The sequence below is a fragment of the Bradyrhizobium cytisi genome (genome assembly GCF_008123515.1).
Taxonomy (GTDB): domain Bacteria; phylum Pseudomonadota; class Alphaproteobacteria; order Rhizobiales; family Xanthobacteraceae; genus Bradyrhizobium; species Bradyrhizobium cytisi.
In genome coordinates this window covers 21,898-41,089 of record NZ_VSSR01000077.1, presented here as the reverse complement: position 1 = coordinate 41,089, position 19,192 = coordinate 21,898, and the positions used below count along the sequence as shown (strand labels likewise).

The window sequence follows — 19,192 nt, the reverse complement described above, 5'->3', positions numbered from 1 at the left end:
ACCCCCCATGGAATCTTCGCTCCGCTCGCAATGACGAGCTTGTGGCGCGGTCGGCGCGTCCCCGGGCGGAAGCGCTGCAATCCCAGATGCAACTTCAATGTACATATTTTCAGTATGGAACCGAACCATATCGCCTCTCGCGTTCTTAACCCAGGTTAGTTAGAGCGGATGCGAGCATGGAGCAGCCAAATGGCACAGGCCCAGCCATATCAAGCGACCGCATTGATCGTTGAGGACGACGCCATGCAGCGGGAGATGCTCTGTCTCCTGCTGGAAGAAAGCGGGTACCAGGTCATCCAATGCGAAAGCGCGGAAGCGGCCGAGCTTGTGCTTGACAAGAGTGCCGGTGCGCTCTGCCTGATGCTGACCGACGTGCAGCTCGCCGGCCGTATGAACGGCGTTGAGCTCGCGCACGTCGCCAAGGACCGCAATCCGAAGCTCGACGTCGTCGTCACTTCGGGCCGCCCCCTGATGCAGCCCCTGCCTGACGGCGCAAAGTTCTGGGCCAAGCCATGGGCGCCGCTCGACGTCCTGCGCGAAGCCGAGATCGCCCAGCTGAACTGAGACGCATTCGCGCTTTGGCTTCCTGCCTGGTGGCGCTGCTGACCGGGTCGTGACTTCTCGGCAAGCGTCAGGGGTGGTAGGGACGAGGTATGTCCTGGTCCTTCCTGCTCACCTCGCTCATCGTTGTCGCCTCGCCAGGCACCGGCGTGCTCTACACGCTGGCAGCCGCACTCACGCACGGCTCGCGCGCCAGCGTCGCGGCGGCCTTCGGTTGCACGCTGGGGATCGTGCCGCACATGATTGCGGCGATGCTTGGCCTCGCCGCCTTGCTGCACACCAGCGCGCTCGCCTTTGCCGCCCTGAAATGGTGCGGCGTGGCCTATCTGCTCTATATGTCCTGGCAGGCGCTGCGCGAAACCGGTGCGCTGGCAGTCGACGGCGAGATCAAGGCGCGCTCCAGCGGCCAGGTTATCGTCACCGGCTTCCTGATCAACATCCTCAACCCAAAGCTCTCGATCTTCTTCCTCGCCTTCCTGCCGCAATTCATTGCGGCGGATGAGGCTTCCGTGCTGGCGCGGATGCTGGAATTGAGCGGCGCCTTCATGGCGATGACCTTTGCGGTGTTCGTCGTCTACGGCTTCTGCGCGGCGTCGGTGCGCGAGCGCGTCATCTCCCGTCCAGGTGTGATGGCCTGGCTGCGCCGCTCCTTTGCGGCTGGCTTTGCCCTGTTGGGCGCCAAGCTCGCGTTCGCCGAGCGGTAGCCAATAAAAAAGCGGGCCTCGCGCCCGCTACCTTCAGCCTCACCCGGAGCCCGGGCGGAGCGAGGCTCCACCCGGGCGAAATGAAAAGAAGCTGCGTTACTTCTTCTTCGCCTTCTTGGCCTTTTTCTTCGTCGCCTTCTTCGCCTTCTTCGCTTTCTTAGCCATAGGATCCTCTTAAGGGTTAATGGTGAAACGCGACACGAGGAACGCTCGGCGGAGGGCCAGCCTCGCAACATCCTCGACGACAAGCTCAGCAGATTCGCGGGGCGCTGCCTCGCGCTGTCACATCCGTGTCATCCCGTTATCCACAGCTCAGATGCATTTTTGGGTGATTTTGCTCCGCGAATCCGCTTCGCGAAGCGCGATCGACTGATCGCGCGATGCGCCGGTGACGTACCTAACGATCTGATAATCGAGACGCGGCGTTCATGAATCCAAAACCAAGGGCGCGCTTTCGACGATCGCAGTGAGGTTCCGTTAAGCGCACCCGCGCATGATCCTCCGCAAGAACACGGGGACGGGTCATGGACGAACTTCTGCCAGAGACAGGGGGCGGGACGCTGCGCGTATCGCGGGCGTCATGCTGAACGTGCCGACACTCTGGACGGTGTTCGTCGTCAACTTCCTGGCGCTGGGCCTGATCTGGGCCTACGTGATCCGCTCCTATCCCAAATTTGAGGCCGCGCGGTTCTGGATGGCATCGGCCTTCGTCGGCGCGGCGGGGGCGTCGACGGCGCTGGTCCGCCTGTTCGTGATGTCTCCTCTGCCGCTTCTGATCGGGGGCGTCGGCATCATCGCGGCGACCTGCTTCGCCGCGATGGGCATCCAGCGCTTCTACGATCGGCCGGTGTCCTGGCGCGTCACGGCCGCGACCGGTGTCTTGAGCATCTGCGGCGTCGTGTTCTTCAGGTTCGTCTTCGACCACATGCCGCTGCGCATGCTCTGCTACACGATCGGTCAGGCACTGCCGCTGTTGCTGACGCTCAATCTGCTGCTGTCGCCGCCGGAAGGCCGCGCCAGCCCGGGGGCCCGGCTGTCCGGCATCGTGATCATCACCATGATCGCGATCTTCGTGGCGCGCACGGTCGGCAATCTGCTTGGGGGCGACTTCTCGTCGATCGCCGGCAGCCAGTCCCATGCCGTCATGGTGCTGGGGCTCATGTTCCTGTCGATGACGCTCAATTTCGGCTTCCTGCTGATGGCGATGGACCGCTTGCGCAACGAGGTCGCCGACCTCGCGCTGCTCGACGATCTCACGGGAGTAGCCAACCGCCGCCATCTGTTGCAGCGGCTGTCGGAAGAATGCGCCCGCTCGGAGCGCAGCGGCGAGCCGTTCTCGCTGCTGGTGATCGATCTCGACGGCTTCAAGACCATCAACGATACCCATGGCCATGCCGCGGGCGATGCCTGCCTCCAGCACTTCACCCTGATGGCGCAGACGCGCTTGAGGCCTGGCGACATGCTGGCCCGCACCGGCGGCGACGAGTTCTGCGTCGTTCTGCCGTCCTCCTCCTTGCGCGAAGGCGCGCTGATCGCCCGCCGCGTGCTCGAGGTCTGCCGCCAGGATGCCGCCGCCTGCTCCGGCAACGAGATCCCGATCGCGATCTCGATCGGCGTTGCGGAATGGGATCGCGGCATCGCCCAATTCCCGGACCGGCTGATCGCCCATGCCGACCACGCCCTCTATGCCGCCAAGAAGAACGGCAAGAACGACTTTGCGGTCTTTGATCCGGCGCCGCCGCTCTCGCCCGAGCCGGTCGAAGCCGCGCGCAAATTCGCTTGAACCCTGCTAGGCTCGGGTCCGTTGTTGGATCCCGATATGCTGTCCCGCCTTGTCGCGGCTATTCTCGCCGCTCTTCTGATCGCTCCCGCCGCCGCACTGGACGCCGAGCTCACAAAGCTCGCGCGCAGCTCCGGCACGCCCGACATTCCCGGGCTGAAGATCGTCTGGCTCGCGCCATGGGGCGATGTCCGTGATGCTCATGCCTGGCGCAACATCATCGTGCACCAGACCGAAGGGCCAGCCGGGTCAGCGCACGGCGGCGCCGAGGCGCAGTCGAAGAACCCCACCCGGCGCGGCGTGATGGTCTGGGTCGAGACCGACGGCACGGTATACTGGTCGGTCGCGGACAATCTGGTGCCGACCCACACCGACGGCGCCAATCGCAACGACAACAAGTACGTCGATAACACGGCCACCTATCATCAAGTCGTTCGCGACAATTCGATCGGCGTCGAGTTCGCCGGCAATTATCCCGATGTCACGATCGGTCCGACGGCGGCGCAGGTCGCTGCCTGGAAGATCCTGGTCCAGGTCCTGCGCGCGCGTTACGGCATCCCGCTCGACCACGTCTATGCCCACAACTGGATCGACTTCAAGGACGCGCGCTATTGCGAAGGCTGCTGGCTCGCGACGCTGGCGCGGACGTGGGGGGAGTGACGGTCGAGACTACACCGGCTGCGTCATCCAGCCGAACAAGCGCCGGATCAGTCCCGGCTGCTCCGGCAATTCCGGCGGCCCGTCTGCGGCCAGCACGCGCTTGAGGAAGTAGTCGAGGAACACCATGTCATTCGGCTCGGTGACGGTGAATGTCTCCTCGCCGAAATACACGCTGTAGTTAAAGAAGAACGGCCCGATGATCGGGATCGTCGCGGTCGAGGCATAGTCCTTGGAGATCACGAATTCCGATGGATCGAGCTCGTGGTCGCGCATGGCCTGTTCGACCAGCGGCAGCTTGCGCATGAACTGGGCGGAGAAGCCGCCGACGGTGGATTGCAGGATGATCGACACGATGTGTGCCCGTTCTCTGGATGTGGCCCGGTCATATTGGTCGTCTGACCCGTCGCGTGCGTTCAAGATGCCCCGCCGGCGCCTCTCGCGAACATGCTGCAGCTCACACACAATAGAAAAGCCGGCGTTGCCGCCGGCTTTTCGTCTTGTCTCGATCCGCCAATTCGTGGGCCGCGGAAGCCTGCGCTTAGTGCGCGGCTTCCAGCGCGGCCTGTTCGGCCCTTGCGATCGTGCCCTTGACCGCGGACTGCACCTTCTCGAAGGCGCGGACCTCGATCTGGCGGACGCGCTCGCGCGACACGCCGAACTCGGCGGCAAGGTCTTCCAGCGTCATCGGCTCATCGGCGAGGCGACGGGCCTCGAAGATGCGGCGTTCGCGCGGGTTGAGCACGCCCATGGCGCCGTTCAGCGCGTCACGGCGGTGATCATACTCCTCGTGCTCGGCCAGCATGGCTTCCTGGTTGGGCGTATTGTCGACCAGCCAGTCCTGCCATTCGCCGGCTTCGCCGTCGTCGCGGATCGGAGCGTTGAGCGACGCGTCGCCACCGAGGCGGCGGTTCATGTCGATCACGTCCTGATCGGTGACGCCGAGGCGCTTGGCAATGATCTTCACCTGGTCGGGGCGGAGATCGCCTTCGTCCAGCGCGTTGATCTTGCTCTTCGCCTTGCGCAGGTTGAAGAACAGCTTCTTCTGGTTCGCGGTGGTGCCCATCTTCACGAGCGACCAGGAACGCAGGATGTACTCTTGAATCGACGCCTTGATCCACCACATCGCATAGGTGGCGAGACGGAAGCCCTTCTCGGGCTCGAAGCGCTTGACCGCCTGCATCAGGCCGACGTTGCCTTCCGAGACGACCTCGGAGATCGGCAAGCCGTAGCCGCGATAGCCCATGGCGATCTTGGCGACGAGCCGGAGATGGCTGGTCACGAGTTGGTGCGCCGCGTCGCGATCGTCATGCTCGCGCCAACGTTTGGCGAGCATGTATTCCTGCTGGGGTTCCAGCATCGGGAACTTGCGGATCTCGGCGAGGTAGCGAGAGAGGCCGGATTCTCCATTGAGGACCGGCAAAGCAGCGGTACGGGCCATTGTGAAGCCCTCCAGAGGTTCAGGCCCCCGATAGCGGCGGGCCAGGCAGACGACCGCTTGGTTAAAGCCGGTCGTAGCTGCGATGTTCCACGTTGGTCATTTCCAACGCAGGCGCAATATACCCTATCGGGGGTCAAAAAGGGAAGGATTGCTGACGTCACGTCCCCGTGTGGCAGCTATAACTTTTTGTAAGGTAATGGTTTTCTCAAAACCCCTGCGTCATAGCGCCGCTTTCAAAGCGCGCTCCAGGAGAAGCAAATCCTCCGGCAGGCCGGCCTCCCAGTGAAGAAGTTCTCCGGTCCGGGGGTGCTTAAGTACCAGCAAATAAGCATGCAGGGCCTGACGGCCAAGCGCCGTCAAAGCGCCTTGCGACTCCGGTCCGAGCTGGTTCGCCTTGGTCTTGAAATGCGGGCCATAGACCGCGTCGCCCATCAGGGGGTGGCCGATATGGGCGAGGTGGACGCGGATCTGGTGAGTACGTCCGGTCTCGAGCTCGCAGGCCAGCAGCCCCGCGATCGGCTTGCCGTCGCGCCCTGTAAAACTCTCGAGCAGCTCCCAATGCGTCACCGCCTCGCGGCCGCCCTGGCGCACCGCCATCTTCTCCCGCGCATACGGGTGGCGGTCAATTGGCGCGTCGACGGTACCGCGATGGCGGCCGGGCAGCCCCCAGGCGAACGCCATGTAGCCGCGCCGCATCGGCCCGGTGCGGCCATGGTCGGCGAATTGGGCGGTTAGCGAGGCGTGCGCCAGGTCGTTCTTGGCGATCACCATCAGTCCGGTCGTGTCCTTGTCGAGCCGGTGCACGATGCCGGGCCGGCGCACTCCGCCGATCCCCGACAGCGAGGTGCCGCAATGGGCGATCAGTGCGTTCACCAAAGTGCCGGTCTCGTGCCCGGCCGCGGGGTGCACCACCAACCCCCTAGGCTTGTTGATGACGATGATGTCGTCGTCCTCGAACACGATATCGAGGGCGATATCCTCGCCCTTGGGCTCCGGTGGGGCCGCCTCCGGCACGTCGATTATGATCGTATCGCCGGATGCGACGTGATAAGCGGGGTCGCGGACCGCGGTGGCCTTCAAGCTCACGGCACCCGCCAGAATCAGGGTTTTGAGCCTTGATCGCGACAGGTCGGGAAGGCGCGCCGCCAGCACGCGGTCGAGCCGGGCCGAGCCCTCGTCGCCTTCGACCGTGACCTCCAACCTTTGCGCAGAGCCTGAGCTATCCATGACGACGTCTGATACCGCTGTTCCCGAACCGACCCCTGAGCAGGCCGCGCTGTTTGCACGGGTGCGGCGGATGATGCTGATCGCGGGGCTGACCTCGGCGCTGGCCATCTGCGCCGTCCTGATCGCGGTGGGCTACCGCCTTTTCAAGTCGGAGGGAAGGGCGACTGATCCCGTGAGCGACATCGCCGCCACCCTGCCGAAGGGCGCCAAGATCGTTTCCACCGGGGTCGCCGGCGACCGTCTCGTGGTCACGCTGGATATCGGTGGGGTCATCGAGATCCGCACCTTCGATGCCCACACGCTCAAGCCGGCCGGAAAGCTGAAATTTGCCAATGAGCCGTAAAAGGCCCGTTCGGGTCCTTGCGGCGGACAAATTTCGAGGTTATTGGCTAGCCCTCACGCTCCCTTCGTCTAGCGGTTAGGACGCGGCCCTCTCAAGGCTGAAACAGGGGTTCAATTCCCCTAGGGAGCGCCAAATCCGCGATATTCCAGATCGACGTCCACCCACATCGCCTTGCGTTCAAGCCGGCGTAATGGAAAGCGCTTCGCGCCGGCGCCTTTGTGCCGCGCGATGGTTGCATGTTGAAGGCATAGCTCCTTGAAGGCATAGCTCCGGCCCAGCTCGACGCCTGACCGAGCGGCGATCGCGAGCGGAGCCCTGGCCGTATTTCAGTGGTGCGCCGAAACGCTCCTGACGGTCTCGGTCAGCAAATCACCTGCCGCGGAATGGCCGACGTCACCCAGACTGATGATGCCGACCATCCGTTTGCTCTTGTTGATCACCGGCAGCCTGCGGACCTGTAGCTTCTCCATATGATGCATCGCCTTTGCGAGGTCATCGTCCTCCCGGCAGCAATGGATGCCCTCGGTCATCACGTCGCGCGCCGTCGCGCGGCCGGCGTCGAAGCTGTGGCTCGCGAGCCCTTTGCAGACGATATCGCGGTCGGTCACCATCCCGACCAGCTTGTCGTCCTCGCCAATCGGAATGCAGCCGATGTCATGCGTCCGCATCAACTTGGCGAGCTCGGTGATTGGGGTGTTGGGGCTGACCCAGTCGACACCCTTGTGCATCACGTCCTTGACTTTCATGGCGAACCTCCGTTCGTGGGTTTCAGGTGCATTGAAGCAATGCAGCGGCGCCCCCAACCCCATCTTCCGAATTGTACGACCGTAACAGGCAGTGTGCGAAATGCTCAATCGTGCGCGCTGAACCGCCCGTGCGGCGCATTGGCCGTCAGGCGCGCGAACTGCGCATGACCCATATGAAGCAGCGTCTCGTGATCGCCGGCTTCGATATAGATGTCCGGCTGTGCCTCGATGCTGTCGTCCACGATGATATCCAATCCGTAGCATTTGCCGACGGCAGGAACCGCACCGTGTGCACAGTCGCTGAACAGCCGATTGATCTCGGTTTCATCGGCCATGTGGAGATTGTCGCCGAGACTTGTCCTCAAGTCCGACAGGCGGAGATGATGCGATGCGGGCAAGATGGCCAGCATGTATCCGCCGTCGCGCCGCAATACGATGCCCTTGGCGAGGCGGTCGCCCGAGATATGGCATGCCTCGGCCGTCCGAGCGGACGTCATGCTGAGCTCGTGCGGTATCACCTCGTATTGGATGTTTTCAGCGGCTAGGTATTTCTGGAGCGTGGGAGCAATGGCCATGACATCACCTCCGATGCGGAATGCAAACCATCCACCGTGAGGGTCATCCCAGCAGACTCTCACCACGCGATGGGCGGCTGCCTGACTATGAATCCAACATAGGTCTTTCATCGGCAAGCCGCAATTCGTTGACGGGCTCTGGCTGCTGTCCTTTGAGCACATGCGAGCATCGCATGCAGGGTTTGCGTCGAGGTTATGTAGCGATTTCAATTACATAAGAGTTCGTAGTTTTATTCTGAACGGCGCGCCATTTGCGTACGAGACCGGGCATTCCGAAACCCGGCCGTTTTTCCGCTTGTAGCCGCAACCAGCGTGCCCACGAGCTTTCGCCGTCCAGGCGCTCTCTTACGCGGTCGTGCCGTCGATCGAGCGGCGGATCACCCGCTGCACTTCCGCATTGGACAGAAACAGATCGTGGTTGATGATGCCCCAGCCTTCCTGCGAGGCATCGACCACGCGCACACCGAGCCGCGCGATGGCGGCCTTCTCGGCGGCGCCGACCCTGGTCATTCCGCCTGCGATCTGTCCCGACAGTGCCAGCGCGCGATCGTTCGTCGCGGCGATCACGGTAATCTTTCCGGCAAGCGGACCGATGCGCTGGATCGCCGACGAGAACACATCCATGTCGATATCAGGCGCGGCAAACACGACCGCGCCGATCTTGCCCGTGACTGTGTCGCCGTATCGCGCATAGAGCTGACGCAGGCTTTCGAGCGTCAGCATGGTTCCCATGCTGTGCGCAACGATGTGCACGCGGCCGCCGCCTGGCGCCGACACCAGCGCAGAGAGCACGCGTTCGAAATCGTCGCGGGACCACATCGCGCTGTCGCGGTCGTAGGCGTAGTCGAATAGTCCTGCTTTGGAGGGCCAGGAGAACACCATGGTCCGGCCGCGAAACTTGATCCCATCGGAGAGATGGGCGCCATCGAGCACCGCCGTCTCGAATGTCTGCTTGAAGCCGTGCACATAGATCAGCACGTCTCCTCCGCCGGCCTGCGCAACGAGATCGCCAACGTCGGCCGACACCGGTTCGACCCGGTCAAGGCGCCAATCGCCAATTCCAACCGACGCGAGAGAAAGACGGCCCTCGTCCGGCGCCACCAGCTTCGCTCGCGCGACTGTCATGGTCGTGGCGCGCTCCGGCCCGAACCAGGGTTTCGTGCGACCGCCGTTCACGGGCTTGCGCGTGGTGGTGACAAGCAATGTGGGGTCAGCCGAGAGGGACGACGCGTCGAAGCGCGCGCCGGCCGCACTCAGGCCGGCGCATCCGCCGAGCGCGAGGGCACTTCCCGCCGACAAAATTCCGCCGAGGAGCGCGCGGCGCGAAATAGAATGACAGGAGTCGCGTTGCAGAATACGTCGGACGATCACACGGAACCTTTGGAACTTTGCCCACCGTAGCGCCACCCCGCCTAGCTCACTGAATGACAATGGGGGCGAGAAGACGGCGGAGCAGCTTCACGGCGGGTTGCATGGGTTCGAAACCGATCCTTCGTAGTGGCTGACCGAGATACGAGCGGCTCGGAAAATTTCCACTTGAAACTCCCGATCATCAGCCTTTGAATCCCGGCAAGATGGCGTGTGGCAGGGCTTTCGTAGCTCGTTTTTCCCGGAATGGCGGGCTGGTCGTGGTTTGCAGCGGATTTGGTTGAGTCACCATGAGCCGGAAGAATAAGGTTCCCCTTGCTGATCGCGTCGTCAGGTCGGCTGAGGCCTCGCTTGCCGCCCGGCACTTTGCAAGTGCCATCGATATTCTCGTCGGGATCGGATGGCTTGACCCTGGAGCGGCGGAGCGTTGGCGCCGTGGCCAGGTCGACTGCCTTGAGGAGGCTATCCCGACCGATCCGGCGCGCGTCTCGGAAGCCATGCGGCTGTTCCGGTCTTGGGCGACCGCGCAGGGACTGCTCGCAAACCCGACGGAATATGTCGCGCGTACGCCGCGTCGCCAACCGCTCCGATTCAGCCGCAGCGGTGATCCGGCTCTCGAGGAGTCGTACCGCACACATTGGGTGTCGCCGGAACTTTCCGAGAAGAAGCGCGAGCGCCTGGCGGAAAAGGTGAGTCGTGCCCCGGAGCTGGTCGTTGTTCAACCGTTGAAAGCGGACTGGACATGCCATCGGTGCGGCGGCACCGGCGATCTCCTGATGATGGAGACTCCCGGCCCGGCATGCTTGCGCTGCGCTGGCCTCGACGATCTCGAATTTCTTCCCGCGGGCGAGGCTCTGCTGACGCGGCGCGCCAAGGCGAGGAGCACCCGATATGCCGTCGTCGTACGCTTCAGCAAGACCCGCCGCCGCTACGAACGACAGGGGCTGCTGGTCGAGCCCCAGGCCGCAGCGGATGCGGCCCGACCAACTCCCGCGCCCGGAGGCGGCTGATGGCCGGCAGCACTCTGCGTCCCCGCTTCGCCCGTCGGGTAAGCCGGTGGCGTTAGCGATCAACATCCGAGCCGACAACGGTTCAGCCAGGGAGATCGAGCGGCTGTGGGATCACGTCGCTGCGTTCGAAGCCGAGCCGTCGATGCGTGCGCTCGGCTACCGGCCGCATCTTACATTTGCGATCTACGATGCGCCTGAGATCGACGAGAAAACCGCATGGGGCGCGATGCGGGCCGCTGTCGCCGACGAGGCGCAGTTGCGCATCGAGTTCAAACGACTTCGTTGGTTCGAAGGCTCGCCGTTCGTTCTCTGGGCGGAGCCGATCTCCAATGCGGCGCTAACCCGCATCCACAGCTCCATCAGCGCCGCAATCGACCCGGCGCATTGCCGTCCGCATTACCGGCCGGGAACATGGACCCCGCACTGCACGCTCGGCATGCATATCGCCGACGAACGGCGCAACGATGCGATTGCCTTTGCTCAGGCGTTCGATCGCAGCATCGAAGTGATGTTCGACGTGGTGGATTGCGTTGCGTTTCCGCCTGTACGGATCGTCGCCGAGCGGAGATTGGCGCAGTAGCTGGTTGTCGCCTCACAACCGGGCGACAATTTTTCCCTCGTCGCGACCTCCGGGCCTTGGCCCGGAGCTTTTGACTGCGCGGAGAACCTGGGGAGCTGCACGTTGTTCACCTCGTCCCCTGAAGGTTGGGACCGAAGTCGATTCCTCGAGGGCGCGCCATTTCGAGGCGTTGACGCGCCGATCAGGCCGACCGGCGCCACCCTTCTGCGGTCAAAGCTTCGAGCTCAGCGAAATAGGCCTCATTCGGATCGTGGCCGGACGTGGTGTCCAGGTCGTTGCCGTCCGATTTGATGCCGCGCATCAGATCGTTGATATGTCCGGCAAGCACAGAGCCGATCGCATGTATGGCTTCGTGACGATCGAGCCCTTCGGACATCAATCGCTGCGCGGTTCCTCGCACCGGCAGCTCGGCATCCGCAATCTGGCTCTCGACAACGGCGTGAATGACAGCGTGCAATTTCTCCCGCGGGAGGCGGATGCCAGCATGTCGATGATACGCCAATACGAGATCGACCCGCTCTTCTTCTTCCAGCGCAAGCCACCGATCCGGGCGTGGCTCCACGAATGGATCATATCGCCAGGTCGCGCCTTTCTCTTGCTCGATCGCTGTTCGGGAAACGTCGCGCGCTTGCGGATCAGCTCGCTGCAATCCGGACGACGGCTCGTCCAGGCGTTGTGAATTGAGGCAGCACTTCTTGAATTTCATGCCGCTGCCGCAGGGGCAGGGGTCGTTTCGTCCGACACTTCTCTGAGGATTGACCATGGAGCACGCCTTCACACATCCTGCCCGAGCGACCCCGCAATGTCGCTCCGCCGGGTGAACCGAGAGCCTCAGATTAGCGAGTTCTTCGACTAGAGGGCATTGAATGAATCAACCAGCTCAGCCGGGCTCGACGTAGGCCAGGCGATCCATGACGCCGTCGGCCAACCCCACCTTGTATACGGCTTCCGCAAAACGTCTGTCGTCGGCGACCTGGCTCAGCTTGCTGTCGGCCACGCGCCGCGGCAGCATCATGCAGATCGGTTCGAGCATATCGATCTCGAACGGCACGTTGACGCCGGCTGTCATCGAGAACGTCTCGACGGTGAGCAACCGGGTCGCGAATAATTGTCCGCTGTCCATCGAATGCTCGAGCCCGACGTCGATCAGCCATACCTTGGAATTCCGAAGGATATCGGTTGCGATCAGGCCTACCGTGTCGTGACGTCGCTCGACCATGAGTATCGCGAATTGCGAGGCGCGCATCGCCTCCAGCATTCGCCGCTCGTCAGACTGCGCTTCGAACCTGGCCGATTTCGCATAGCGATCGATCGCGCGGGAACGATCGGCCGGTGCGGTGTAGATCGCCAAGTCATAGATATAATACACCTCGTCCGGGTCTTCGAGAGCCAATGTCCTCCCTTGCGCCAATTCCAGGCGACGTGCACGATCCAGCAGCGTGTCATCAGATATCGACTTGAGCACCTCGTCATGAAGGCGTTTCGAGATTTCCCGCAGGTGAAGATACCGGGCGAGAAGATCATCGCGTGTCGAGCGACATTCGCCGCCCCAGGGTAGCGTTAATTGCCGTTGAGTGTGGAGCAACGCCATGGAACTCTCCGGAGGCGGAATATTGCTCCGCATGATAAGCGCTGTTCACCGATTCGCGGAGTGAGAATCTCCCGATCAACCGTAAGCCGCGATCTTCTTGATTCGCCATGCGAGCGCGTCTTCTGCGGTTTCGAGATCGAAGCGTGTCTGAATGTTCATCCGGAACACGGCGCCAGTCTTGAAAAATTTGTCGAGCCGCGGCGCAGTGTCTACCGTGACGGCAGGCCCGCCGAGCGAACGGACCGCCGCCACCGAATGATAGATCCCAAATCCTATTGCCGGATCAGCCGAACCACATCCCGCCTCAGCAGATAGAACGATACCGCCAGCAGGACGACGTCCTTCATCAGGAAGGGGACGTTGCCGGTCATCGCGGGGAATCCTCCCGCAGCGACGTCCCAGCCATCCGGCATGAACGGAATGATCGTGACCGTCGCGATGAAGGTACCGGTCGAGCCGAGGGCGCCGAGCCGCGTGTTCCAGAAGCCGGCGAGCAACAGCGTCCCGAACGTCCACTCCGAAGCGCCAAGGAAATAGCTGGCGCCCGCGTGACCGAAGACGGGATAGAGCCACCAGATTAGCGGCCCGTTGCTGATGAACGGGACCAGTCGCTCGAATTCATACGGGAACCACTTCTGGTAACCGAAGAAGAGAAACATGATCACCATCGACGCTCGAACGACGTGGTAGTCGAGATCCTTCGCAAGCAGGCCGGACTTTTGCAGTGCGCGGACAAACGGATTTTGCATGTTGCTGGTTATCGCGGTCATTGTCGTGATCCTTTCATTCAAGATCTGACTGGCGCAGTCGCTTCAGGCGAGCGCGGGAAAGTCGATCTCGGTGTCGTTGATGCGGTTGAACACGTTGGTGAAGACGGTGGTCGCGAAGGCAAGGCTGATCTCGACGAGTTGCGCGTCGGTGTAGCCGGCAGCCTTGATCGCGGCGAAATCCGCGTCGCTGACAGTGCCACTGGATTGCGCGAGCTTGCGGACGAAGCGGATCAGCGCATCGCGCTTGTCATCGCCGGTCGCCCGGCGCTCGCGGATCTTCTTCAACTCGTCGGGCTTCAGGCCCGCGAGTTTTCCAAGCAGGCTGTGCGCGGCGACGCAGTAGTCGCAGCCGGCGACCTCGGAGATGGCAAGCTTGATGGTTTCCTGGTCGCGCTTCGCGAGCGTGCCCGACGCGAGCACGCTGTCGGCAAGCAGGATGGCCTTGAGCGCGTCCGGCCCATGGGCGCCGATCGCGGCAAAGGTGTTGGGCACGCTACCGATCGCCTTCTTGATCTGAGCATAGATTTCAGCGGTCGCGCCGGTTGCGGAGTCGATACGGGGAACGGAAAGACGGGACATGGTGCCACTCCTTGGTTCGGGTTGGTGAACGATTGCGGAGTGACAATAGGGTCGCGAACTGATACTTTGAATGTCAATAAATCTCGATTATATGCTCAAACGTCTCGAGATGAGATGGTCTTAGGAGACCGCATGGATTGGCTGAGCCGGCTGTTCGAGATGATGCCCGTGCGCGGACGGCTCGACCTGCGCTGCGCCTACGGCGCGCCGTGGCGCATCGACCAGGGGCCGGGCGAGCCGAACGAAATTCCGTATCACGCCGTGCTTGCCGGCTCGGCGATGCTGGACGATCCGGCGGGGGGCCGGCCGCTCAAGCTTAAGCCCGGCGACATCCTGCTGCTTCCGGGCAATCCCCGACACGTCATGCACGATGGCAGCGGGGCCGTGCCGCTGCCGGCGCGCAATCGCGCATCTCTCAATTTCACGATCAGCGAAAATCCCGGCTCGGAGGAACGGCTCGATCTGTTGTGCGGACACTTTGCCATCGCGCCGCCGCATGACCGCCTGCTACGTAGCTATCTGCCACCGCGCCTCGTCGTGCATGCCGGCTCTGACGCTGGCGACAGAGACACGGCGGGGCAACTCGCCGGTCTCGTCGCCTTGATGCGCAGCGAGTCCGCAGGCGATCGCCTCGGTGGACGTGCGATGTTGAACGCGCTGTCGAGCGCGATGTTCGCGCTGGTGCTGCGGCTCGCCAGCCTGACGGACGACGCGCCACGCGGTCTGCTCGCATTAGCCGGTCATCCGCGTCTCGCGCCGGCGGTAGCCGCCCTGTTCAAGGAGCCGGCGCGCGCATGGTCGCTGCCCGAACTGGCGCGTCTGTGCGGCATGTCGCGAGCCACGCTCGCGCGGCAATTCCAGGAGAAGCTCGGGCGCTCAGCCGCTGATCTCCTGACCGATATCCGGATGGCGCTCGCCGCGAACGAACTGAAAAAATCTTCGCTTTCGACGGGCGCCGTGGCGGAAGCTGTCGGGTATCAATCCGAAGCGGCGTTCCAGCGCGCCTTCAAGAGCCACATGGGCATCACGCCGGCTCAGTGGCGCAAAAGCCGGGAACTCAGCGGGGAGGCTCCCGAAAGGCCTGCAGCTTGATCCGGTTCGGCCGCACCAGCGTGCAGTCGGACGAAACAGTAAACCCGCTGTCAAGCCGCTATATCAAAAATATTCCACTTTACCGAAATTCGGAAATGTCGTATGTGTCGGCCATCCCAGTCCACAAAAGGGGCGGTCGTACGTCGTCACGAAACGCGGGCTGGGTTGCGGTGGACGCGGGCGGCGTCAAGGCGGAATCGAGCGTGCAGGGCGAGATGAACCTCGTGAGCATGGCGCGAACCGCGTCGACGAACGGCGCCCATACTTGCGGAGTTGTTGGCAGAGCAGGACCGTATCCTGCGAAGCCTCCTGGCGAAGCAGGATGCCTGCGTACGGCGAAACCGCGTGGTCCTGGCCGTCGTCGCTACGGTCAAGCGTTTGCGAAGGCGTCATCGCGTCAACCGGCGCGATGGTCGTGAATTTCGCGATCGCGACGGAGGCAAAAGGAATTCGTCTCCGGGGAGAGCGCGCATAAGCCGTCAACCAGGCCGAGTTTCGGTTGCCCTGTGTCTCCCCTGTGCATTGCGTGTGCATCATTTTCGCATGGGGGTTTTATGGGTGCCAGCCGGCGCCCGGTCTTCCCTGCGCCCTTTTCCGTCAGGACGAGGGTGTGAAGAGGAGCGCATAGCTCGGGCAAAACATGCCGCGAGGACGAGAACGCGCGTCCGGACCTCCCATGCAAGCATGATGCATCGGCATCCTCGGAGGTGGTCGTTGTTGCCAGAATCTGCCTCTATGTGACCGAACCTGCCTCCGAAGCTGCTGCCGGGCCTTCGGAGGTTCTGGCATTCTGCTTTCGGGAGTGACGATATGAGCGGTTTGGTGATCTCTGGCGGCCGGGTGGTGGATCCGGCGAGCGGAATGGACGCCATCGGCGACGTGGCGGTGGTGGACGGCAGGATCGCCGCCGTCGGCTCCTCGCTCGGCGGCGCCGAGCGGGTGATCGATGCGACCGGGCTCGTGGTTGCGCCCGGCTTCATCGATTTGCACGCCCATGGCCAGTCGATCCCGGCCGACCGCATGCAGGCCTTCGACGGCGTGACGACGACGCTCGATCTCGAGGCCGGCGTGCTGCCGGTCGCCTCCTGGTATGAGCGCCAGGCCCGGAAGGGCCGGGTGCTGAACTATGGCGCCGCCACCAACTGGGCGTTTGCGCGCATCGGCGCGATGACGGGCTCCAACGCGGAGAGCTCGCTCGAAGCGTTCGGCAACGCCATGCGCGATCGCCGCTGGATGGACAACGTCGCAACCGATGCGGAGGTCGCCGGCATCCTCGAACGCCTCGCGCGCGGACTGAACGAGGGTGGTATCGGCATTGGCATCCTGAACGCCTACGCGCCGGGCGCCGGCGTGCAGGAGCTGACCGCGGTGTGCCAGCTCGCGGCCAAGCAGGACGTGCCGACCTTCACCCACGTCGCCTACATGTCGCGCATCGACCCCGAAAGCGCGGCGGAGGCCTATATCCGCCTGATCGGCTATGCCGGCGCCACCGGCGCGCACATGCACATCTGCCATTTCAACTCGTCCAGCAAGACCGACATCGAACGCTGCCGCGTGCTGATCGAGAAGGCGCAGGCCCAGGGCCTGCCGATCACGGTCGAGGCTTACCCCTACGGCACCGGCTCGACCGTGCTGGCGGCGGCCTTCTTCAGCGATCCCGAGTTCGTCGAGCGCAACGGCACTGGCTACGACTCCGTGCAGCGCGTGACCGACGGCTATCGCTTCCACGACCGCGAGGAGCTGCTCAAGGCGCAAGCCGAGGAGCCGTCCTCGCTGGTGCTCTGGCACATCCTCGATACCGAGAACAATGCGCATCATCGCGACCTTCTCGACATGTCGGTGCTCTATCCCGGCGGCGCGATCGCATCCGATGCGATGCCGTGGACTACGTCCGACGGCAAGACCTACACCGGTGATGCCTGGCCGCTGCCCGGTGACGCCACCTCGCATCCGCGCTCCGCCGGCTGCTTCACAAAATTCATCCGCGAATGGGTCCGCGAGCGCAAGGCCGTGTCGCTGCTCGAAGGCGTGCGCAAATGCGCGCTGATCCCCGCAGAGATCCTGTCGACGAGCACACCGGCGATGCGGGCCAAGGGCAGGCTCACGAAGGATGCCGATGCCGATATCGTCGTGTTCGACTATGAGAAGCTCTCGGACCGCGCGACCTTCACGGCGATGAACCGTCCGTCCGAAGGCGTGCGGCATCTCGTCGTCAGTGGCCAGCCGCTGATCAGCGACGGCATTCTGGATGTGACCGCGCGGCCCGGTAAGCCCGTCCGCCGCCCCGTCGTCGAGAGCTGAGCCATGCCGGTCCCCATTCTCCTGGTCACGGGCTTTCTGGGGGCAGGCAAGACGACGGTCGTCAACCATCTGCTGGCAAACGCGGACGGACGGCGCATCGCCGCAATCGTCAATGATTTCGGCGCGATCAACATCGATGCGGAGCTGATCGCGGGCGCGAGCGACGGCGTGGTCAGCCTTGCCAATGGCTGCATCTGCTGTTCGCTCGAAGGCGATTTGTTGCGCACGCTCTCGACGCTGCTGCGGCGTGATCCGAAGCCGGAGTACATCGTGATCGAAACCAGCGGCGTCGCCGATCCCGCCGACATCGTGCGCAATCTGCTGGACCCCGTGATCCTGCGCGAGGCGCCGCTGGAAACCGTGCTCTGCGTGATGGACGCGGCGACGCCGCCGGCCGCCCTGGACGACGCGCTGATGCGATCGCAGTTGCGCGTCGCCGATATCGTGGCGTTGAGCAAGCTCGATCTGGCGGACGAGGAGGCGGGGGAGCGGATACGCAATGCTATCCGCGCGCTACGCTCACCTGCCGTGGTGGTCGACGCGCGGCATGGTGAAATTCCCGCAGCATTGTTGTTTCCCGCGAGCACCGAGCGCGCGCCGGCACGGCGCGAGCCGGGGCCGAAACGGCCGGCAGAAGAACGCTTCGAGACGCTGAGCTGGACCTCCGACCGGCCGCTCTCGCTGCCGCGCTTGCAGCAGGCGATCGGCAAGCTGGCGCCGAAGCTCGCGCGCGCGAAAGGCCTGTTCGAGACGATCGAGCAGCCCGGACGCCCGATGGTGTTTCAGTTCGCCGGCGGCCGGGCGACGCTGGCGCCGGGCGATGCGCCGACACCAGGCGTGCCGCGCGCACGAATCGTCTTCATCGCCGAGCTCGGGGTGCTATCGAAAGCCGAGCTCGACGGAATCATGGAGGGGTGCGTTGCGAGCGGCTGAGGTGAGGCGATAGGATGGATTGCAGTCACAGGGATGAGCCTTGCATGTCGCCCAAAATCGCACCCGCAGACGCCGCTTCGCGCCGCGCCGCCAAACCGACGATCGTCTATCCGGCGGGCACAATGCCCCAGCCCGACATGGCGGCGCTCGAGCAAGCGCGCAGCACGATGGTCAAGGCGCACGAGCTCACCGTGCCGCCTCGCGACGCCAGGACATTTCGCGTGGCGCGCGGCCAGTTCTTCCGCATCGTCAGCATCGAAGGCCCTCAGGTCGGCGACCTCAATCTCTGGAACGCGGACGTTCTCTCCGAGCGTTTCTTCAGCGGCAAGACGCGGGCGCTTCATGGCACGCATGTCGGTGCCGGCGACCGGCTCTGGAGCAACATGCCCTATCTTAGGCCGATGGCGACCATCAGCCACGACACGCTCGGCTGGTATGGTTTCGATGAGGACGGCGCCGGCATTCACGATGTCATCGGCACGCGCTGCGATCCCTACACCAATCTGATGCTCAACGGCGGCAGCTATGATTTCTGCTGCCATTCCAACCTGTCCCGCGCGCTTGCCGCCGAGCTGAGGATGGAGCCGCGCGCGGTCGAGCACCACGTCCACGATGTGCTCAACGTCTTCATGTGCACCGGCTTCACCAGGGACACGCACCAATATTTCATGAAGGCAAGCCCCGTCCGTCCCGGCGACTTCATCGAGTTCTTCGCGGAGATCGATCTGCTCGGCGCGTTGTCGGCCTGTCCCGGTGGAGACTGTAGCGCAACCCATTCCAGCGACGCTGCGGCATGCCATCCGCTCAAGATCGAGATCTTTGAGCCGGACCGAGCGACACTGAAGGCCTGGAGCTGGCCGTCGCCAAGTGGATATCACCGCGGCCACGGAGCGTCTTCCACGCACAAGAGCCTCTGATCCGTCTGATCACGGGA

At 63.5% G+C, this 19,192-nt stretch carries 22 protein-coding genes, 1 tRNA gene and 1 pseudogene; 12 read left to right on the top strand and 12 right to left on the bottom strand.

The window, feature by feature from the left end:
- Nucleotides 1–189: 189 nt before the first annotated feature.
- The 4 genes from FXB38_RS36750 to FXB38_RS36735 all read left to right on the top strand — a co-directional run bounded on the left by FXB38_RS36750 (nucleotide 190) and on the right by FXB38_RS36735 (nucleotide 3,705).
- Nucleotides 190–564, top strand: a complete 375-nt coding sequence (locus FXB38_RS36750; RefSeq protein WP_148755816.1) for a response regulator — start codon at nucleotides 190–192, stop codon at nucleotides 562–564.
- An 89-nt stretch (nucleotides 565–653) separates the two neighbouring features.
- Complete coding sequence (locus FXB38_RS36745; RefSeq protein WP_148755815.1) at nucleotides 654–1,265, top strand: LysE family translocator; 612 nt, start codon at nucleotides 654–656, stop codon at nucleotides 1,263–1,265.
- A gap of 580 nt (nucleotides 1,266–1,845) precedes the next feature.
- A complete protein-coding gene (locus FXB38_RS36740; protein ID WP_148755814.1) occupies nucleotides 1,846–3,048 on the top strand; it encodes a GGDEF domain-containing protein in 1,203 nt (400 codons plus the stop codon).
- A gap of 36 nt (nucleotides 3,049–3,084) precedes the next feature.
- Entirely contained in the window at nucleotides 3,085–3,705 is a 621-nt protein-coding gene (locus FXB38_RS36735) for a peptidoglycan recognition protein family protein (RefSeq protein WP_148755813.1), read from the top strand.
- Nucleotides 3,706–3,714: 9 nt separating this feature from the next.
- Here the strand turns inward: FXB38_RS36735 and FXB38_RS36730 are convergent, their stop codons facing one another.
- The 3 genes from FXB38_RS36730 to FXB38_RS36720 form a co-directional block, all read right to left on the bottom strand.
- A complete protein-coding gene (locus FXB38_RS36730) occupies nucleotides 3,715–4,056 on the bottom strand; it encodes a hypothetical protein (protein ID WP_148755812.1) in 342 nt (113 codons plus the stop codon).
- A gap of 187 nt (nucleotides 4,057–4,243) precedes the next feature.
- A complete protein-coding gene (rpoH, locus tag FXB38_RS36725; RefSeq protein ID WP_148755811.1) occupies nucleotides 4,244–5,143 on the bottom strand; it encodes an RNA polymerase sigma factor RpoH in 900 nt (299 codons plus the stop codon).
- Nucleotides 5,144–5,362: 219 nt separating this feature from the next.
- Complete coding sequence (locus FXB38_RS36720) at nucleotides 5,363–6,370, bottom strand: RluA family pseudouridine synthase (RefSeq protein WP_148755810.1); 1,008 nt, start codon at nucleotides 6,368–6,370, stop codon at nucleotides 5,363–5,365.
- On the opposite strand from FXB38_RS36720, the gene FXB38_RS36715 reads away from it, so the two are divergent.
- Both FXB38_RS36715 and FXB38_RS36710 read left to right on the top strand, forming a co-directional pair.
- The gene (locus tag FXB38_RS36715) at nucleotides 6,369–6,713 is read left to right on the top strand and encodes a hypothetical protein (RefSeq protein ID WP_148755809.1); all 345 of its coding nucleotides are present in this window, start codon (nucleotides 6,369–6,371) and stop codon (nucleotides 6,711–6,713) included. The genes FXB38_RS36720 and FXB38_RS36715 overlap by 2 nt on opposite strands.
- Nucleotides 6,714–6,770: 57 nt before the next feature.
- Nucleotides 6,771–6,845: transfer RNA gene (locus tag FXB38_RS36710), tRNA-Glu, on the top strand.
- A gap of 194 nt (nucleotides 6,846–7,039) precedes the next feature.
- Here the strand turns inward: FXB38_RS36710 and FXB38_RS36705 are convergent.
- From FXB38_RS36705 to FXB38_RS36695, 3 genes are all read right to left on the bottom strand, one after another.
- Nucleotides 7,040–7,459, bottom strand: a complete 420-nt coding sequence (locus FXB38_RS36705) for a CBS domain-containing protein (RefSeq protein WP_148755808.1) — start codon at nucleotides 7,457–7,459, stop codon at nucleotides 7,040–7,042.
- A 104-nt stretch (nucleotides 7,460–7,563) separates the two neighbouring features.
- Nucleotides 7,564–8,034 (bottom strand): aminoacyl-tRNA deacylase, encoded by a 471-nt coding sequence (locus tag FXB38_RS36700; RefSeq protein ID WP_148755807.1) that lies wholly within the window; start codon nucleotides 8,032–8,034, stop codon nucleotides 7,564–7,566.
- Nucleotides 8,035–8,379: 345 nt separating this feature from the next.
- Entirely contained in the window at nucleotides 8,380–9,405 is a 1,026-nt protein-coding gene (locus FXB38_RS36695; protein WP_148755806.1) for an alpha/beta hydrolase, read from the bottom strand.
- Nucleotides 9,406–9,692: 287 nt separating this feature from the next.
- On the opposite strand from FXB38_RS36695, the gene FXB38_RS36690 reads away from it, so the two are divergent.
- Entirely contained in the window at nucleotides 9,693–10,412 is a 720-nt protein-coding gene (locus FXB38_RS36690) for a hypothetical protein (protein ID WP_148755805.1), read from the top strand.
- A gap of 46 nt (nucleotides 10,413–10,458) precedes the next feature.
- Nucleotides 10,459–10,992, top strand: a complete 534-nt coding sequence (locus FXB38_RS36685; RefSeq protein WP_148755804.1) for a 2'-5' RNA ligase family protein — start codon at nucleotides 10,459–10,461, stop codon at nucleotides 10,990–10,992.
- Between the two features lie 181 nt (nucleotides 10,993–11,173).
- Here the strand turns inward: FXB38_RS36685 and FXB38_RS45170 are convergent, their stop codons facing one another.
- The 6 genes and pseudogenes from FXB38_RS45170 to FXB38_RS36660 all read right to left on the bottom strand — a co-directional run bounded on the left by FXB38_RS45170 (nucleotide 11,174) and on the right by FXB38_RS36660 (nucleotide 13,932).
- A complete protein-coding gene (locus FXB38_RS45170; protein ID WP_187435404.1) occupies nucleotides 11,174–11,698 on the bottom strand; it encodes a hypothetical protein in 525 nt (174 codons plus the stop codon).
- Nucleotides 11,671–11,749, bottom strand: a pseudogene (locus tag FXB38_RS36680) (SEC-C metal-binding domain-containing protein); the annotation flags it as partial. The pseudogene FXB38_RS36680 and the gene FXB38_RS45170, both read right to left, overlap by 28 nt.
- 123 nt (nucleotides 11,750–11,872) lie before the next feature.
- Entirely contained in the window at nucleotides 11,873–12,583 is a 711-nt protein-coding gene (locus FXB38_RS36675; RefSeq protein ID WP_488226229.1) for a DUF7986 domain-containing protein, read from the bottom strand.
- Between the two features lie 75 nt (nucleotides 12,584–12,658).
- Entirely contained in the window at nucleotides 12,659–12,835 is a 177-nt protein-coding gene (locus FXB38_RS36670) for a hypothetical protein (RefSeq protein ID WP_210250982.1), read from the bottom strand.
- Between the two features lie 20 nt (nucleotides 12,836–12,855).
- Nucleotides 12,856–13,353, bottom strand: coding sequence for a YkgB family protein (locus FXB38_RS36665; protein ID WP_148755802.1), 498 nt, complete (start codon nucleotides 13,351–13,353; stop codon nucleotides 12,856–12,858).
- Between the two features lie 42 nt (nucleotides 13,354–13,395).
- Nucleotides 13,396–13,932: a carboxymuconolactone decarboxylase family protein gene (locus FXB38_RS36660; protein ID WP_148755801.1), complete on the bottom strand. Its 537-nt coding sequence runs from the start codon at nucleotides 13,930–13,932 to the stop codon at nucleotides 13,396–13,398.
- A 132-nt stretch (nucleotides 13,933–14,064) separates the two neighbouring features.
- On the opposite strand from FXB38_RS36660, the gene FXB38_RS36655 reads away from it, so the two are divergent.
- The 4 genes from FXB38_RS36655 to FXB38_RS36640 all read left to right on the top strand — a co-directional run bounded on the left by FXB38_RS36655 (nucleotide 14,065) and on the right by FXB38_RS36640 (nucleotide 19,175).
- Nucleotides 14,065–15,024, top strand: coding sequence for an AraC family transcriptional regulator (locus tag FXB38_RS36655; RefSeq protein ID WP_148755800.1), 960 nt, complete (start codon nucleotides 14,065–14,067; stop codon nucleotides 15,022–15,024).
- An 810-nt stretch (nucleotides 15,025–15,834) separates the two neighbouring features.
- On the top strand, nucleotides 15,835–17,325 hold the full coding sequence (locus FXB38_RS36650) for an amidohydrolase family protein (protein ID WP_148755799.1): 1,491 nt from the start codon (nucleotides 15,835–15,837) through the stop codon (nucleotides 17,323–17,325).
- Nucleotides 17,326–17,328: 3 nt separating this feature from the next.
- A complete protein-coding gene (locus FXB38_RS36645; RefSeq protein WP_148755798.1) occupies nucleotides 17,329–18,258 on the top strand; it encodes a CobW family GTP-binding protein in 930 nt (309 codons plus the stop codon).
- A 44-nt stretch (nucleotides 18,259–18,302) separates the two neighbouring features.
- Nucleotides 18,303–19,175, top strand: a complete 873-nt coding sequence (locus FXB38_RS36640; protein ID WP_187435402.1) for an urea carboxylase-associated family protein — start codon at nucleotides 18,303–18,305, stop codon at nucleotides 19,173–19,175.
- The last annotated feature ends 17 nt before the right edge of the window (nucleotides 19,176–19,192 follow it).